This is a genomic window from Amycolatopsis sp. lyj-109 (assembly GCF_046548995.1).
Taxonomy (GTDB): domain Bacteria; phylum Actinomycetota; class Actinomycetes; order Mycobacteriales; family Pseudonocardiaceae; genus Amycolatopsis.
Window position 1 is genome coordinate 819,325 of the sequence record NZ_JAJPWR010000001.1, and the last position, 18,604, is coordinate 837,928.

The following is an 18,604-nucleotide window of genomic DNA, read 5'->3' on the forward strand; positions in this document are numbered from 1 at the left end:
TTTCAGTGGTCTTGGCCGGCGGCGAGCCGTTCGAGGTCCTGCAGGACCCGTTCTTCGACGAGCTCCGCCAGTGCCAGCACGGTGCCAGCGGTGAGCACGTCCTTGGGGGTGATTTCGACGTCGAAGGCGGACTTCGTCATCGAGGTGATCTGCAGGCTGCGCAGCGAATCGCCGCCGAGGGCGAAGAAGTTGTCCTCGACGCCGACCCGGTCGAGGTCGAGGGCCTCGGCCCAGATGGCCGCGAGAACCTCTTCGGTCTCGGTTTCCGGGGCCGCGTACCCGCCGGTCTCGGCAGGCGCTTCCGGTGCGGGTAATGCCTGCCGGTCCAGCTTTCCGTTGGCCGTCAGGGGAATCTCGTCGAGCCGGACGAACGCCGCGGGCACGTAGTGCGCCGGGAGGGTCGCGGCGACGTGCTCCCGCAGGCCGGTGCCCGGCTCCCCCACGACGTAGGCGATCAGCCGCTGGTCGATCGCGACGACCGCGGCGTCGCGGACTCCGCTGTGCTTGCGCAGCACCGCCACGATCTCGCCGGGCTCCACCCGGAAGCCGCGGACCTTGATCTGGTCGTCGGCGCGGCCGAGGAAGTCGAGGGTGCCGTCGGCGCGCCACCGGACCAGGTCGCCGGTGCGGTACATCCGGGTGCCCGGCGCGCCGAACGGGTCGGCGAGGAACCGGGTGGCGGTGAGCCCCGGCCGGTCGAGGTAGCCGCGGGCGAGCCCGGCCCCGGAGACGTACAGCTCCCCCGCGACGCCGATCGGCACCGGCCGGAGCGCGGCGTCGAGGACGCGGACGCGGGTGTTGCGGATCGGACGGCCGATCGGCGGGGTGGCCCCGGGGTCGAGGGGGTCGCTCCAGGTCGCCACCACCGTGGTTTCGGTGGGCCCGTAGGCGTTGATCATCCGGCGGCCGGGTGCCCAGCGGGCCACCAGGTCGGCCGGGCAGGCCTCGCCGCCGACGACCAGCGTGCGGAACGCGGGCAGGTCGACGTCCGGCACGCTCGCCATGGCGACCGGCGGGATCAGCGCGTGGGTGACGCCTTCGTCGCGCAGCACGGCGGCCAGGTGGTCGCCGAGCAGCGGGCCGGGCGGCGGCACGACCAGCGCGGCTCCCGCGGGCAGCGCCATGCACAGTTCCAGCACCGAAGCGTCGAAACTCGGCGAGGAGAACTGCAGCACGCGGTCGCCCGGCCGGACGTCGAAGTGGGCGATCTCGGCGCTCGCGAAGCTCGCCAGGCCGGCGTGGGTGACGACGACGCCCTTGGGGGTGCCGGTGGAGCCCGAGGTGTAGATGACGTACGCGGGTGCGGTCAAGGGCACGGACCGGCCCAGCGGGGTGGCCGAGCCTGCTTTTCGGGGGTTCCGGGTGGCGGAGCCCCCGGCCCGGGGCGGAGCCCCGGTGGAGCACAGTCCGTCGGCCTCCGAGCCGTCGAGGACGAGCACGTTGTCGACCGGCAGCGGCGTCCCCGGCTGGGTCACCACGACGACCGGTTTCGCGTCGGCGAGCATGAACGCGATTCGCTCGGGCGGGTAGTCCGGGTCGACCGGCAGGTAGGCGGCGCCGGTCTTCAGCACGGCCAGCTGCGCGACGACGATCTCCACCGAGCGTCCCAAGGCGAGCGCGACGATCCGCTCCGGCCCGGCCCCGCGCGCGGCCAGCAGCCGGGCCAGCCGGTCGGCGCGGGTGTCGAGTTCGGCGAAGGTGAGCCGCTCCTCGCGCGATATCACCGCGACGGCGTCCGGCGTGCGAGCCGCCTGGGCCTCGATCAGCTCGGTGAGAGTGACCGGCGGGACGTCGTGCTGGGTGTCGTTGAACGCCACCAGGACCTGGTCGCGTTCGGCGGTGCCGAGGACGTCGAACTCCCGCAGCGGGCGGGCCGGGTCTTCGGCGATCGCGTTCAGGAGGTGTTCGAGCCGTCCGGCCAGCCGCTCGACGGTGGCCTCGTCGAACAGTGCCGGGTCGTAGCCCAGGCCGAGCGACAGGCGCGGGCCGGGCGCGGCGACGACGCTGAGCGGGTAGTTGGTCGTCTCCATCGCCTGCAGGTCGCGCAGCCGCACGCCGTGCGCCGCCACGTCGTCCGCGGTGACCGGGTAGTTCTCGAAGACCACGAGGCTGTCGAACAGGTTCCGGCCGCCCTCGACGCCGCTCCAGGCCTGCACCGCGGTCAGCGGCACGTGCTCGAACCGGCGCGATTCCGCCTGGGCGGTCTGCAGGCCGCGCAGCCAGCCGGCGATCGGGGCCGCCGGGTCGGCGGTGACCCGGACGGGCAGGGTGTTGATGAAGATGCCGGTGATGTCGTCGACGCCGGCCAGCCCGGCCGGGCGGCCGGAGACGGTGGCGCCGAAGCAGACGTCGTCCTGGCCGCTGTGCCGGGCCAGCAGGAGCGCCCAGGCGCCCTGCACGACGGCGTTGACGGTGAGCCGCTCGCGCCGGGCGAACGCCGCCAGCCGGGCGGTCGCCGCCTCGCCGAGGTCACGGCCGACCCACGTCGACGAGCTCGTTTCGTGGGCGGCCGCCGGAATCCGGTCGTAGGGCAGCGGGGTCGGCTCGGTGACGTCGGCGAGCTCGCGGCGCCAGTAGTCCTCGGCGCCGTCGGCGGTCTGGCCGCTCAGCCACGTGACGTAGTCCCCGAACGGACGGCGGTGCGGCAGGGCGGGCGCGGTGCCGTCGCGCAGGGCCGCGTAGGCGGTGCAGACGTCGGAGAGCACCTGGAAGACGCTCCAGCCGTCGAGCAGGACGTGGTGGAAGGTCCAGACGAGCTGGACGGCGTCGCCCGGCAGCCGCGCCAGGGTGACCCGCAGCAGCGGGGCGGCCGCCAGGTCGAACGGCCGGGCGCGGTCCTGCGCGAGCAGCTCGCGCAGGGCTTCCTCACGGTCGCGACCCGACGGGGCACTTTCACGTGAAAGTGCCCACCTGGGCGGCGCTTGGTGCCGCCAGTCCAGCTCGGTGACCGGCACCCGCGCTTCGCGGTGGACGACCAGGAGCGGCTCGGGGACGCCCTCCCAGACGACGCTGCCGCGCAGCACCGGCGTCCGGTCGACGACGTGCTGCCAGGCCTCGCCCATGAGCCGCGGTTCGGCGACCCCGTCGAGGACAGCGGTGACCTGTTCGAAGTAGACGCCCTGTGATTCCTGGGAAAGCCCGTGGAAGACCATCCCGGCCTGCATCGGCGTGAGCGGGTGGAGGTCGGCCACGGCTTTGCCGTCGCCGGCGATCCGGTCCACCTGGCGCTGGTCCAGCCGGGCCAACGGGAAGTCGCTCGGCGTGCGGCCGCCCGCGCCGGGCTCGGCGCAGTGGGCGACGGCTTCGCCCAGCGCGGCCACCAGGTCCGCGGCCAGCCTCTCGACCGTGGCGGCGGTGTGCGTGTCGCGCGAGTAGTACCAGGTCAGTTCCAGGGTTTCCCGGTCCGCCCCACCGCTCCGTTCCCTGAGGAGACTGTCGCTTTCACGTGAAAGCGACGGGGTGGGGATCACGCGGCCGACGACGTCGAGCAGGTGCGCCCGGCCCGCGCCCTCGCCGGCCGACGAGTCGAGGCTGCCGGCCGCGCCGTCGAGGCGGCCCAGGTAGTTGAAGCCGATCTCGGGCCGGAGCGCGGGCGCGGTTCCGGTCAGGTACCGCAGCGCGCCGAAGCCCACCCCGCGGCGGGGCACGGCGCGCAGCTGTTCCTTCACCGACTTGAGCAGCGCGCCCCAGCCGTCGTCGCCGATGCGCAGCGCGACCGGGTACAGCGAGGTGAACCAGCCGACCGTGCGGGACAGGTCGACGTCGTCGAACAGGTCCTCGCGGCCGTGGCCCTCCAGGTCGATCAGCACTCCTTCGCGCCCGGTCCAGCGGGACAGGACCCGGCTCAGCGCGGCCAGCAGCACGTCGTTGACCTGCGTCCGGTAGACGCCGGGGACGTCCTGCAGCAGCGCTCGGGTCAGCTCGGCGTCCAGGCGGGTGGTGACCGTGCCGGTGCCCGCCTCGGCGGCGGCGTCGTCGATCGGCAGGGTGGCGTCGATGGCGAGAGCGGTGCGCCAGTAAGGCAGTTCGTCGTCGAAGCCGCCGGCCTCGGCGTGGGCGGCGAGCCGGTTGGCCCAGTCGCGGAACGACGTCGTCTTCGGCGGCAGCGGACCACCGCGGTAGGCCGTTTCGAGGTCCTCCAGGAGGATTCGCCACGAGACGCCGTCGACGACGAGGTGGTTGACCGTCAGCCGCAGGACCGCGGGCTCGAGGAGTTCGGCGGTGAGCAGCGGCCCGCGGGTCACGTCGATCTCCGCACCGAGGATCTCGGCCGGTCCAGCCGGGGCGTTCTCCTGGCCGACGACGGTGAACCGCATCCGCAGGGCGTCGTGGTGCCCGGTCAGCGTGGCCAGCGCCGCACGCAGCGTCCCGACGTCGAACGGCTCGGGCCGCTCGATCCGCACCGACTGGGTGAACCCGTTCGGGTCGCCGAAGTCGCCGGCGAAGAACCAGAGCTGGATCGGGGTCAGCGCGGCGAAGCCGGTCACCGGTCCCTGTTCGGCGACGGTGACCGCGGCCGAGCCCGCCGCGACGGCCAGCGCGGCGACGGTCTGGTGGGCGAACAGGTCCCGCGGCGTGAGCGCGAGGCCGTGGCGCCGGGCCCGGGACACGACCTGGATGCTGAGGATGGAGTCGCCGCCGAGTTCGAAGAAGTTGTCCTCGACGCCGACGCCGGGCACGCCCAGCACGTCGGCCCAGACCTCGGCGAGCACGCGTTCGGTGTCCGTGCGCGGCGGCACGTACCCGGCCACCGGTTCCGCGGCGGGCTCCGGCAGCGCCTGGCGATCGACCTTCCCGTTGGCGCTCAGGGGAAGCGCGCCGAGCGGCACGAAGGCCGACGGCACCATGTAGTCGGGCAGGTCCCGCTGCAGCCACCCCCGCAGGTCCGGCTTTCCGGTGGTGACGACGTAGGCGACCAGCCGCCGGTCGCGCGGCACGACGACGGCTTCGGCGACGTCCGGGTGCGCGGCCAAGGCCGACTCGATCTCCCCCAGCTCGATCCGGAAGCCGCGGATCTTCACCTGGTCGTCGGCGCGGCCGACGAACTCCAGCACGCCGGTGCCGGACCAGCGGACGACGTCCCCGGTGCGGTACATCCGCGCACCCGGCTCGCCGACGGGATCGGCCACGAAGCGTTCCGCGGTCAACCCCGGCCGGCCGAGGTAGCCGCGGGACACCCCGGCACCGGCGATGAACAGCTCCCCCGTCACGCCCGGCGGGACCGGCCGCAGCCCCTCGTCCAGGACGTAGGCGGCCATGTTGTCCAGCGGCCGCCCGATCGGCATCGCGTCCGGGACCGCGTCTTCGGGAGCCAGGACGAACCGGCTGGCGAAGGTGGTCGTCTCGGTGGGGCCGTAACCGTCGACGACGGTCAGCCCGGGGCAGGCCGCCCGCACCTGGCGGACGGCGGCGGCGGGCACGACGTCGCCGCCGGTCCACACCTCGCCGACGCCGCGCAGGCACCCGGGATCCTCCTGCGCCAGCAGCCGGAACAGCCCGGCGGTCAGCCACAGCGCGCTGACCCCCTGCCGGGTGACGACCGCGCGCACCACCTCGGCATCGACGTCGCCGGGCGGGGCGACGACCACTCGCCCGCCGTTGAGCAGCGGCACCCACACCTCGTACGTCGAGGCGTCGAACGCCTGCGGCGAGTGCAGCAGCACGGTCCGGTGCGCCTCGCCCGCGAACGAGCGGTCCGAGGCCAGCGCCACGATGTCGCGGTGGGTCACCGCCACGCCCTTCGGCTTGCCGGTCGACCCGGACGTGTACATCACGTACGCCAGGTTTCCGGGCCGCACCGGGACCTCCGGTGCCCGCGCCGGGCCGGTCTCGTCCACCCGGATCGTCGGTCCACTGTGGATGTCCTGATAGGACTCCGCCGCGATGACCAGCGAGACGCCGGCTTCGGCGAGGACCAGGCGCATGCGGCTCTCCGGCGCACGCAGGTCGACCGGCACGTACGCGGCGCCGGCCTTGAGCACGGCCAGTTCGGCGACGACGAGGTCGGCCGACCGCTCCAGCAGCAGCCCGACCCGGTCCTCCGGCCCGGCACCGAGGGAGATCAGCCGGGACGCGAGCCGGTCGGCGCGGGTGTCCAGCTCCGCGTAGGTCAGGTCGTCGACCGCCGGGGCGTCCGGGGTCCGGCGGACCTGCTCGGCGAACCGGCTCACCACGGTGGCCTCGGGCACCGGGTGTGCCGTGTCGTTGAACGTCCGCAGCACGCGCTCGCGGTCGTCGCCGGTGAGCAGGTCGAGTTCGCCGACGCGCTGTCCGGGGCTCGCGGCGATGCGTTCCAGGGCCAGCAGCAGCTGTCCGGCGAGCCGGTCGATGGTGGCCCGGTCGAACAGGTCCGGGTCGTGGTCGAACGACACCGTCAGCCGCTCGCCCGGCGTGACGACCACGCTGAGCGGGTAGTTGGTCGGCTGCAGCTCACCGTCTTCGTGCAGGCCGATCCCGTGCGCGGCGACGGCCTCGGCGTCGAACGGGTAGTTCTCGAAGACCAGGATGCTGTCGAACAACGTGGTGCCCACCCAGGTCTGCAGCTGGGCCAGTGACACGAAGTCGAACCGGCGCGAACGCGCCTGGGCCGTCTGCAGCTCCCGCAGCCAGTCCGTCACGGTGTGTCCGTCGTGGACGGTCACCGGGGCGGGCAGGGTGTTGATGAACAGCCCGGCCATCGACTCGACACCCGGCAGGTCGGCCGGGCGCCCCGACACGGTGGTGCCGAAGACGACGCCGGATTCCCCGCTGTAGCGGGACAGCACGAGCCCCCACGCGCCCTGCACGATCGTGTTGAGCGTCAGCCCCGCCCGGCGGGCCAGCTCCCGGAGCCCGTCGGCGGGCGCCGACACCCGGACCGACGCCGCGGACCGCGCGCGGTGCGCTTCCACCGGACGGCGGTCGTAGGGCAGCGGCGTCGGCGTCCGCAGGCCGGCGAGCTGGTCGCGCCAGTGCGTTTCGGCGTCCGCGGTGTCCTGCCCGCCGAGCCAGCGCAGGTACTCGCGGAACGGCGGGCGGCGGCCCGGAACGGCGGCGCCCGCGTACCGGGCACACACCTCGCCGAACAGCTGCGCCGCGCTCCAGCCGTCGAGCAGCACGTGGTGGAACGTCCACACCAGCAGCACGTCGCCGCCGGGCAGCCGGGCGAACGCCAGCCGCAGCAGCGGGGCGGCCGCCAGGTCGAAGCCCCGCGCGCGATCGGCCTGGAGGAACCGCTCCTGCTCGCGGGCGCGCTCGTCGTCGTCCAGTGCCGTCCAGTCGAGGTGGACGACCGGGACCGTGACGGACCGCTCGACGACCTGCACGGGCTCGTCGAGGCCCTCCCAGACGACGCGGGTGCGCAGCACCGGCGTGTCCGCGACGACCTGCTGCCACGCCCGGGCGAGGCGCTCGGAGTCGGCGATGCCGGTCAGCCGCAGCCGCACCTGGTTGAGGTAGGTCCCGGCCGCGCCGTCGACGAGGCTGTGGAAGACCATGCCCGACTGCATCGGGGTGAGCGGGTAGATGTCCTCGACCGTCCGGCCGGTGCCGGCGAGCCGGTCCACCGCGGCCTGGTCGAGGCGGGCGAGGGGGAAGTCCGACGGCGTGCGGCCGCCCGCGTCCGGCCGGGCGCAGTGCCCGACGATCCCGGTGAGCGCGGCCAGCAGCGCGTCGGCGAGCCGGCGCACGGTGGCCTCGGTGTGCACACCTTCGGCGTAGTGCCAGGTCAGTTCCAGCTCGTCGCCGACGACCGCGCCGACGACGTCGAGCTGGTGCGCGCGGGTCTGTTCGGGGTGCGCCGCGCCGCCCAGCCCGCCGCCGTGGTCGAAGCGGCCCAGGTAGTTGAAGCTGATCCGCGGTTCGAGGCGCGGGGCGGTGCCCGCGAGGTGGCGCAGGGCGCCGTAGCCGATGCCGCGGCGGGGAATCGCGCGGAGCTGTTCCTTCGTCGTCTTCAGGGCTTCGCCCCAGTCTCCGCCGGACGACGTCAGCTCGACCGGGAAGATCGAGGTGAACCAGCCGACCGTGCGGGACAGGTCGATGCCGGGGAACAGGTCTTCCCGCCCGTGGCCTTCGAGGTCGACCAGGACGCGGTCACGGCCCGTCCAGTCCCCCAGCACGCGGCCGAGCGCGGTCAGCAGGACGTCGTTGACCTGCGTCCGGTACGCCCCGGGCACGTCGTGCAGCACCGCCCGGGTCTCCGCCGCGGGCAGCCGCACGACCACCGAGCGGGCCGAGCCGTAGGTGTTGTCGCCCGCCGCGTCGACCGGCAGCGCCGGGTCGGCGTCTCGGGGCACTTTCACGTGAAAGTGCCCGGGGGCACTTTCACGTGAAAGTGCCCTCCAGTGGGCGAGTTCGTCGTCGAAGAAGCCGTCGGCTGTGCGGCTCGCGAGGGTGCGCGCCCAGTCGCGGAAGGACGTCGTCTTGGCCGGGAGCTCGCCGCCTGCGAGGAGGGTTGCCAGGTCCTCCAGGAGGATCCGCCACGACACGCCGTCGACGACCAGGTGGTGTGCCGTGAGGGTCAGGGTCGTGCCGGACAGCTCGGCCCGCAGCAGCGGTCCCTTTTCGAGGTCGATGGTGGCGCCGAGGACGTCCTCGGCGTCGGGCGCGTGGTGCGGCCCGTCGGGGGTGAACCGCAGCCGCAGGGCGTCGTGGTGCAGCTGGAGGTCGCGCAGCGCGCGAGGCAGCGCCGCGGGGTCCGGCAGGTCCACGGAGACGGACTGGACGAACTGCTCGGGGTGCACCGGCCGCGGGTCGAGGTACCAGTGCTGCACCGGCGTCAGCGGCAGCTCGCCGGTCACCGGCTCGACGTCGGGGGCGGGGGCGGCCACCGCCGGGGTGGCGGCGAGGGCGAGCGCGGCGACGGTCGGGTGGTCGAACACCTGGCCGGGCATCAGGTCGAGACCGGCCCGGCGGGCCCGGGAGACCACCTGGATGCTCAGGATCGAGTCGCCGCCGAGCTCGAAGAAGTTGTCGTCGGCACCGACGCGGTCGACCCGCAGCACCTCGGCCCAGATGCCGGCGAGCAGCCGCTCGGCGTCCGTGGCCGGTTCCCGGTAGCCGAGGCCGGACACGAAGTCGGGCGCGGGCAGCGCCCGGCGGTCGACCTTCCCGTTCTGGTTGAGCGGCAAGGTTTCGAGCGGCACGAACACGGCCGGCACGAGGTAGTCCGGCAGCGACCGGAGCAGGAACTCGCGCAGGTCCGGCGTCCCGGTCGCGACGACGTAGGCGACCAGCCGCTTGCTCCCGGCGTGCTCGGCCGCGACGACGACGGCTTCGGCGACGTCCGGGTGGGCGGTCAGCGCCGTCTCGATCTCACCGAGCTCGACGCGGAAGCCGCGGATCTTCACCTGGTCGTCGGCCCGGCCGACGAACTCCAGCACCCCGGCGCGGGTCCCGCGGACGAGGTCGCCGGTCCGGTACATCCGGGCCCCCGGCGCCCCGAAGGGGTTGGCCAGGAACCGTTCGGCGGTCAGCGCGGGCTGCCCGAGGTAGCCCCGGGCCAGCCCGGTGCCGGCCAGGTACAGCTCGCCGACCGCACCCGGCGGCACCGGGCGCAGCCCGTGGTCGAGGACGTAGGCCGCCGTGTCGTCCAGCGGCCGCCCGATCGGGAGCACGTCAGGCACCGGTTCGCCCGGCGGCAGGGGGAAGCGAGTGGCGAACGTGGTGGTCTCGGTGGGGCCGTAGACGTCCACCACGGTCAGCCCGGGGCAGGCCGCCGCCAGCTGGCGCACCGCGGCCGGAGGCACGACTTCGCCACCGGTCCACACCTCCCGGACCCCGCGCAGGCAGGCGGGATCCTCCTGCGCCAGCACCCGGAACAGCCCCGCCGTCAGGAACAGCGCGGTCACCCCGTGTGCGGCGACGATCCGGCGCAGCACGTCGGCGTCGAGGTCGCCCCGCGGCGCGACGACGACCCGGCCGCCGCTCAGCAACGGCACCCACAGCTCGTACGTCGACGCGTCGAAGGCCAGCGCGGAGTGCATCAGCACAGTCCGGTGCGCGGGATCGGCGAAGGCCCGCTCCCGAGCCAGGCCGACGATGGCCCGGTGGCTGACCGCGACGCCCTTGGGCGTACCGGTCGAGCCCGAGGTGTACATGACATACGCGAGGTTTTCGGGCCGGATCAGCACATCCGGCGCCTCGGCCGGCTCGTCGCCGTCGTCCTCGATGGACACCACCGGTCCACTGTGGACCTCCTGGGCGAGCGCCCGGCCGGCGTCGTCGGTGACCAGCACGCGGACGCCGTCGAGCAGCGCCGTCAACCGGCTCCGCGGCGCGCGGGCGTCCAGCGGCAGGTACGCGCCGCCGGCCTTGAGCACCGCCAGCTCGGCGACGACGACGTCGGCCGAGCGGCCGAGCAGCAGCCCCACCAGGCCGTCCCGCCGCGCGCCGACCGTGCGCAGCCGGTGGGCCAGCCGGTTCGCCCGGGCGTCCAGTTCCGCGTAGGTCAGGGTCACTTCGCCGGTGACGGCGACCGCGCCGGGCGTGCGGCGGACCTGCTCGGCGAACAGGGCCGGCACGGTGGTGTCCGGGTGGTCCTGCGCGGTGTCGTTCCACCGGTCCACGACGTCGTGGTGTTCGGTGCCGGTGAGCATGCGCAGTCGGGCGAGCGGCTCGTGCGGCCGGGTCGCCAGCTCGGACAGCAGGGTCTGCAGATGCCCGGCGAACCCGGCGATCGTCTCGGCGTCGAACAGCCCGGGGTCGTACCCGAACAGGAATTCCAGGCGCTCCTCGCCGGGGTAGGCGACGACGCTGAGCGGGTAGTTGGTCGTCTCGACGCCCCGCAGGTCGCGCAGCCCGAGCTCCGCCGTGACCGGGTAGTTCTCGAAGACCAGCAGGGTGTCGAACTCCCCGCCCCAGCTCTGCAGCCGCGCCAGGGACAGGTGGTCGAACCGCCGGGCCTCGGCCTGGGCGTCCTGGAGGTCGCGCAGCCAGTCCACGGCCGCCGCCCGCTCGTCGACGTCGGCGACGACCGGCAGCGTGGTGATGAACATGCCGGTGATCTCGTCGGCCCCGGGCAGTTCGGCGGGCCGCCCGGCGACCGTGCTGCCGAAGCAGACCTCCGGCCGTCCGGTGTGGCGGGCCAGCAACATCGCCCAGGCGCCCTGGACGAGGGTGTTGAGGGTCAGTCCGTGGCGTTGCGCGGCGGCGCGCAGCGGCGCGGCGGGCAGCGCGATCCGCAGCGAGGCCGTCGACTCGACCGGGTGCCCGTCGAGGGCGCGGTCGGTGCGCAGCCGGGCCGGCTCGGGCCAGCCGGAAAGCTTGTCCCGCCAATACCGTTCCGCCGCCGGTGTGTCCTGTTCGGACAGCCACCGGACGTGGTCGCGGAAGGGGCGGCGGGCCGGCAGCGGACGCCCGGCGTGCGCCGCCGCGACGTCGGAGAGCACCTGGAAGAGGCTCCAGCCGTCGAGCAGCAGGTGGTGGAACGTCCAGATGACGCGAACCTCGGTCGGCGAGACGCGCGCGAGCAGCAGCCGCATCAGCGGGAGCTCGCCCAGGTCCAGACCGGCGTCCCGGTCGGCCGTCAGCACCGCGTCCAGGTCTTCCTGCGCGGCCCGGTACTCGATGGGCAGGGTGACCTTCCGGTGGACCACCTGCACGGGGGCGTCGAGGCCGTCCCAGACCACCTGGCTGCGCAGGACCGGGGTCCGGTCCACGACCTGCTGCCAGGCGCGGCCCAGCGCTTCGGGATCGGGGACGCCGCTCTGCACGAACGTCACCTGCTGGAGGTAGGCGTGGCGGCCGCCGCCGGTGAGCCGGTGGAAGAGCATGCCGGCCTGGGCCGGAGTGAGCGGGTAGATGTCCTCGACGGCGCGGCCGTCGCCGGCGAGCCGGTCCACCGCGGCCTGGTCGAGGCCGGCCAGGGGGAAGTCCGACGGCGTCCGGCCGCCGGCGTCCGGTCCGGCGCAGTGCGCGGCGATCCCGGCGAGACCGTGGACGAGGTCGTCGGCGACCGCGCGGATCGTGGCTTCCGCGTGGAGCTGTTCCGAGTAGAACCAGGTGATCTCCAGGCGGCCTCCGGCGACCCGGGCGACGACTTCGACGGCGTGCGCGCGGACGTCCGCGGGGTGCTGGTCGAGTTCCAATTCCCGCTCGAGCCCGCGGTAGAGCCCGCCCTCGGCCTCGAACCGGCCGAGGTAGTTGAAGCCGATCCGGGGTGTCACCTCGGGAGCGGTCCCGGCGAGGTGCCGGAGCACACCGTAGGACAGGCCACGGGCCGGGATCGCGCGCAGCTGCTCCTTGACGGACTTGAGCAGAGGCGCGACATCGCTCTCGGGCACGTCGAGCGCCACCGGGAACAGCGACGTGAACCAGCCGACCGTGCGGGACAGGTCGACGTCGTCGAACAGGTCCTCGCGACCGTGGCCTTCGAGGTCGACGAGCACGCGATCGGCGCCGGTCCAGCGGCGCAGGGCCCCGCCGAGTGCGGCCAGCAGGACGTCGTTGACCTGGGTCCGGTAAACGCCCGGGACGTCCTGCAGCAGCGCCCGGGTCAGCTCGGCGTCGAGCCGGGTGGTCACCGTGCGGGTGCTCGCCACTGTGTTGGCGCCCTCGGTGTCGAGGGGGATCTGGGCGCCTTCGACAGCCTGCCAGTACGGGAGGTCGCCGTCGAAGGAGTGCTCGGCGAGCCGGCCGGCCCACTCCTGGAAGGACGTCGTGCGGGGGCCCAGGTCGCGCCCCTGGTAGGCGTGCTCGAGGTCCTCCAGGAGGATCCGCCACGAGACGCCGTCCACGACCAGGTGGTGCACGGCCAGGCGCAGCGTCGTGCCGGTCAGCTCGGCGCTCACCAGCGGGCCGTGCTCGATGTCGATCTTCGCGCCGAAGACGTCGGCTGCCCCGGGTCCGGCGTGTTCCTGCGTCCAGCCTCCGGCAGTGCGGCGGAAGCGCAGCCGCAGGGCGTCGTGGTGGGCGACGACCGTGTTCACGGCCGCGCGCAGGCGGTCTTCGTCGACGTCGTCGGCGAGCCGGACGCTCAGCTGCTGGACGAAGTGGTCCGGGTCGGCCGGGCCGGTGTCGAGGAACCAGTGCTGGATCGGGGTGACGACCACCGCGCCCGCCGCCGCCGGCCGCCCCTCCGCGGCAGCCGGGGCGACGGTGCCGGTCGCCGCGGCCAGCGCGGCGATCGTCTGGTGGCGGAAGACGTCCTTGGTGGTGATCCGCAGGCCGGCCTTGGCCGCCTCGGAGACCAGCCGGATGCTGAGGATCGAGTCGCCGCCGAGCTCGAAGAAGTTGTCCTCGACGCCGACCTCGGGCAGCCCCAGCGCGTCGGCCCAGATGGCGGCGAGGAGCCGTTCGGTCTCGGTGCGGGGCGCGACGCGGGTGGTGCCGCCGGTCCAGTCGGGGGCGGGCAGGGCCCGCCGGTCGAGCTTGCCGCTGGGGTTGAGCGGCAGCCGGTCGAGGGGCACGAACGCCGACGGCACCAGGTGTGCGGGCAGCGACGCGCCGAGGAATTCGCGCAGGTCCGCGGGCGCCTCGGGGACGACGTAGGCGACCAGCCGCTGGTGCCCGGCGTCGGTGCGCGCGACGACCACTGCTTCGATGACGTCCGGGTGCTTCCGCAGCGCGGCCGCCACCTCGCCGGGCTCGATCCGGAAGCCGCGGATCTTGACCTGGTCGTCGGCGCGGCCCAGGTACTCCAGCTCGCCGCTGTGACAACCGGGGCTTCGCCCCGGGCCGGGGGCTTCGCCACCCGGACCCCCGGAAAGCGAGCCGTGGGTCCACCGCACGACGTCGCCGGTCCGGTACATCCGGGCGCCCGGCTCGCCGAAGGGGTCGGCCACGAACCGGCCGGCGGTCAGGCCCGGCCGGCCGAGGTAGCCGCGGGCCACCCCGGCGCCGCCGAGGTGCAGTTCGCCGGGCACGCCGACCGGCACGGGCCGCAGGCCGCGGTCGAGCACATACGCGCGGATGCCCGCGATCGGGCGGCCGATCGGCGGGGTGCGGTCGGTGTCGTGGTACCACGCGGTGGCGTACACAGTGGACTCGGTGGGCCCGTAGATGTTCGCGATCCGGCTGCCCGGCAAGGCTTTCCGGATGTCGTGCAGCGCGTGCAACGTCAGCGCTTCGCCGGCCAGGACCACAGTGGACGGCCGCACCGACACCGCGCCCTGGGCCAGCAGCTGGGCGAACGCCGAGGGCACGCCGCTGACCAGCCCGACCGACCGGCCGGTGTGCTCGCCTTCGCCGAGAGCGAGCACGTCCCGGACGATCTCGACGGTGGCGCCGGTCATCAGCGGCGCGAAGATCTCGAACACCGAGACGTCGAAGTTGAGCGACGTCGAAGCGACCACGGTGGACCCGGGCCGGAACACGTCCCGGAAGGCGGTTTCCGCCCAGGCCATCAGGTTCGCGGCGCTGCGGTGGGCGACCACGACGCCCTTGGGGCGGCCGGTCGAGCCGGACGTGTGGATCACGTAGGCGGGGTGGTCCGGGTTCGTGGCGCGGGTGAGCGGCGCGGCGGAGACGCCGTCGAGCAGGGCGGGGCCGTCGAAGGCGAGGGTGGGCACGGAGCCGGGGCCGTGGCCGTCCGGGGTGAGCAGCAGGGCCGGGGCGGCGTCGTCGAGGATCAGTTCCTGCCGGTCGGCCGGGTAGGCGGGATCGACCGGGAGGTAGGCGGCGCCGGACTTGAGCACCCCGAGCAGCGCCACCAGGATCCGTTCGGTGCGCGGCAGGGAGACGGCGACGAACCGCTCGGGCCCGGCGCCCCGTTCGACCAGGACCCTGGCCAGCCGGGTGGCCTGCTCGTCGAGCTCGGCGTAGGTGAGCGAGCGGCCCTCGCAGGCGACGGCGACCGCGTCCGGCGTGCGGGCCGCCTGGGCCTCGAACAGCTGCGGCAGCGTGGCTTCCGGCGCTTCGAGCGCCGGCCCGCGGGACAGCTCGTGAAGGTGGGCGAGTTCGGTGTCACCCATGAGCGGCAGCTCGGCCACCGGCCGGTGCGGCTCGGCGACCACGGCCTCGGCCAGCACCCGCAGGTGCCCGGCGAGGCGGTCGATCGTGACGGCGTCGAAGAGCGCGGTGTCGTACTCGATCGCGACGCTGCGGCCCTGCGGCTGGAACTCCAGGACGAGGTCGAACCGGGCCCGGGGGCGGGGCAGATCGTGCTCGCCCATGCGAAGGGCGCCCGCCTCCCGGGGCCGGACGAGGTCCTGCTGCAGCACCAGCAGGACCTGCACCAGCGGGGTCCGGCTCGGGTCGCGAACCGGCCGCAGGTCGTCGACGACCTGGTCGAAGGGCACTTCGGCGGCAGCGAAAGCCGCCAGCGTCGTTTCCTTTACCTGGCCAAGGAATTCCTCGAACGGCTGGGCCGGGTCGACCGCGGACCGCAGGACGAGGGTGTTGACGAAGAACCCGGCGAGCCGTTCGAGCTGGTCGTGGTCGCGGCCGGACACGGCGGTGCCGACGGCGACGTCGTCCTGCCCGGTGTAGCGGGCCAGCAGCACCTGGACGAGCGCGGTCAGCGTCGTGAACAGCGTCGCGCCGGTGTCGTGGCTCAGTTCGGCGAGTTTCCCGGCGAGTTCCGCGGGCAGGGCGTACCGGCGGAGCGCGCCCCCGGTGGCGCGGACGGGCGGGCGGGGCCGATCGGTGGGCAGGTCGAGCGGTTCGAGGCCGGCGAGCTGTGTGCGCCAGTACGCCAGCTGCTGCTCGCGCAGCGGCCCGGCCAGCCGGTCGCGGTGCCACCGCGAGTAGTCGCGGTAGCCGATGTCGAGGGCGGCGGGCTTCTCCCCCGCGTAGAGCGCGGCGAACTCGTCGACGAGCAGGCCGACCGACCAGCCGTCGGTGATGATGTGGTGCTGGCACAGCAGGAGCAGGTGCTCGTCCGGGCCCCGGCGGATCAGCGTGGCGCGGGTGAGCGGCCCGGTCGTCAGGTCGAAGGGGCGGTCCAGTTCGGCCGCGAGCTGCGCGTCCAGGTCCGGCTCGGCATCGGTTTCGCGCAGCGGGACGGTGGCCTCGTCGGCGACCACCTGGACGCCTTCGCCGTCGACGGTCCGGAACGTCGTCCGCAGCGACTCGTGGCGGGCAGCCAGCCCGTCCAGGGCGGCGCGCAGGGCGGCGCGGTCCAGCGGGCCGGAGAGGGTGAGGCCGACGCCGGCGTTGTATTCGGTGTTGCCGGGGTGCTGCTGGTCGAGCACCCACAGCCGGCGCTGGACCGGCGAGAGCGGCACCACGGCGTCGTGGGGCCCGGGCTCGATCCGGCCGGCCGGGGCGCCGTCGTCCGGCAGCAGCTCGGCGAGCTTCGCGATGGTGCGGGCGTCGAACACCACCCGCGGGGACAGCTCGGCGCCGAAGCGGGCGCGGATCCGGGCGAGCGCCCGCGCGCCGAGGATGGAGTCCCCGCCGAGTTCGAAGAAGTCCGCGTCGACGCCGATGTCCGGGGTGCCGAGCACGTCGGCCCAGATTTCGGCGAGCGCGTGCTCGGCCGGGGTCCGCGGCGCGGTGTGGGTGGCCCGAACCTGGGCCTGCCAATCGGGTTCCGGGAGCGCGTCGCGGTCGAGCTTGCCGTGGTGGGTCAGCGGCATCGCCTCGAGCGGGACGAACGCGGCCGGGACCATGTACGGCGGCAGCCGGTCGGCTGTGGCGGCGCGCAGCTCCGCGGGATCGGCGTCTCCGACGAAATAGGCGACCAGGCGCTTGACGCGGTCCTCGCGGGCGACGACGACGGCCTCGCGGACGCCCGCTTGCGTCAGCAGCAGGGCTTCGATTTCACCCGGTTCGATCCGGAAGCCGCGGATCTTGACCTGGTGGTCGACCCGCCCGGCGAACTCCAGCTCGCCTGTGGTGGTTCTTCGTACGAGGTCGCCGGTCCGGTACATCCGGGCGCCCGGTGCGCCGAAGGGATCGGCCACGAACCGGCTCGCGGTCAGCCCCGGCCGGTCGAGGTAGCCCCGGGCCAGCCCGGGACCGGAGACGTAGAGCTCGCCGGTGGCGGCCGGGCGCAGCGCCTCGTCGAGCACGTACGCGGTGGCGTCCGGCAGCGGGCGGCCGATCGGCGGGGTGCCGCCGGGGACCAGCGGGTCGCTCCAGGTCGCGACGACGGTGAACTCGGTGGGACCGTAGGAGTTGATCATCCGCCGCCCGGGAGCCCAGGTCCGGACCAGGTCGGGCGGGCAGGCATCCCCGCCGACGATCACCGTACGGAAGTCCGGCAGCGCGTGCTCCGCGGACAGGGTGGCCAGCGCGACCGGCGGGATGAGCGCGTGGGTGACCTTGTGCTCGGCCAGGACGCCGGCGAGCCGGTCGCCCAGCAGCGGACCGGGCGGCGGCACGACCAGGGCCGCACCGGCCGGCAGCGCCATGCCGAGCTCGAGGATCGAGGCGTCGAAGCTCGGCGAGGAGAACTCCAGGACCCGGTCGCCGGGCCGCACGTCGTACTGCTCCCGCATGGCGGCGAAGAAGCCGGCCAGGCCGCGGTGGGTGACCAGCACGCCCTTGGGGACTCCGGTCGAGCCGGACGTGTAGATGAGGTAGGCCGGGTGGCCGAGGTGCAGCGGGCGCGTCCGGTCGGCGTCGGTGGGATCGGTGTCGGGCAGGCCGTCGAGCAGGCGTGGTTCGCCGAGGTCGACCATGGTGGTGGCCCCGTTGCCGCGGGTGGTGTCCGCATTCCCGCGGGTCACGACGAGCACGGGCCGCGCGTCGGCGAGCACGAAGGCAAGCCGCTCGGCGGGCTGGTCGGGATCGACGGGCAGGAAGGCGGCACCGGCCTTGGCCACCGCAAGCTGCGCCACGACGAGGTCGGCCGACCGCGGCAGGACGAGCGCGACGACCCCTTCCGGGCCGGCGCCGTGCCGGATCAGCAGCCGCGCCAGCCGGTTCGCCCGCGCGTTCACCGTCGCGTAGGTCAGCGTGCCGTCGGCGCCGGTCAGCGCCGGTTCCGCGGGGGTCCGGGCGGCTTGCGTTTGGAACAGCCCGGCAAGGGTACGCACGGAGGTTGATCTGTCGTCATCGGCGGCAGGAACCGAGACGTCGTATCGCGGCATTGCGGAAACCTTTCGAGCACGGGGTGACGTCAGCGCAGGGTCGTCCAGGCGCTGGGAGATGACCCACAACCGGGGCCCACGACCAGGGAATTCACGAAAAACGACAGCCGGATCCGGACATTGCTGCCGCCTCGGCAACCGGCTTTTTGCCGCTCGTTCAACAAATCGGCCCGGCGTGCCACACACCGGGCGAACCGGCAGGAACGAGCGCAAGACACATTGATCCTTTCCAGCGTGACAGCCGTGCGGCAACCCCGGAAACAGTTCCGATTTCGACAGCACCCGCCGTGCCCGATTAGGCACCGACGACCGCCGAACACGCGCGACAAGCCAGCGTTCTTCGTGCAACAGGTGGGTCACCCGGCAGTCGAGTACCCCCAAGACCAGCCGGATTAACATCACGCTACCCAGCGAACGCCTAGCTCGTACCGCCGAATGGAGCATTGGCGAAAATGTCCAAAAATCGCGGCAGTTTGCCCGGACAGCGAGTAGCTCAACGACGGTTATTGTTCACTCTTCTGCCGGAAAATGTTACCTCGATTGGGAGGTTTGACTTTACGGTAACGCGCTCACCTGGGAAGACGCCACGTCACTCGGGTGACGACGGCGGCAGCGAAGGAAGTGAGCCCGGTTTCGGAAGTTGTGCTTCA

The 18,604-nt window shown here is 73.7% G+C and carries 1 protein-coding gene; it reads right to left on the reverse strand.

All coding sequences use genetic code 11. The annotated features are described in order from the left end of the window. Positions 1 to 2 precede the first annotated feature (2 nt). Positions 3 to 17,954 (reverse strand): non-ribosomal peptide synthase/polyketide synthase, encoded by a 17,952-nt coding sequence (locus ACLJQF_RS03640; protein WP_410606758.1) that lies wholly within the window; start codon positions 17,952 to 17,954, stop codon positions 3 to 5. Positions 17,955 to 18,604 lie beyond the last annotated feature (650 nt).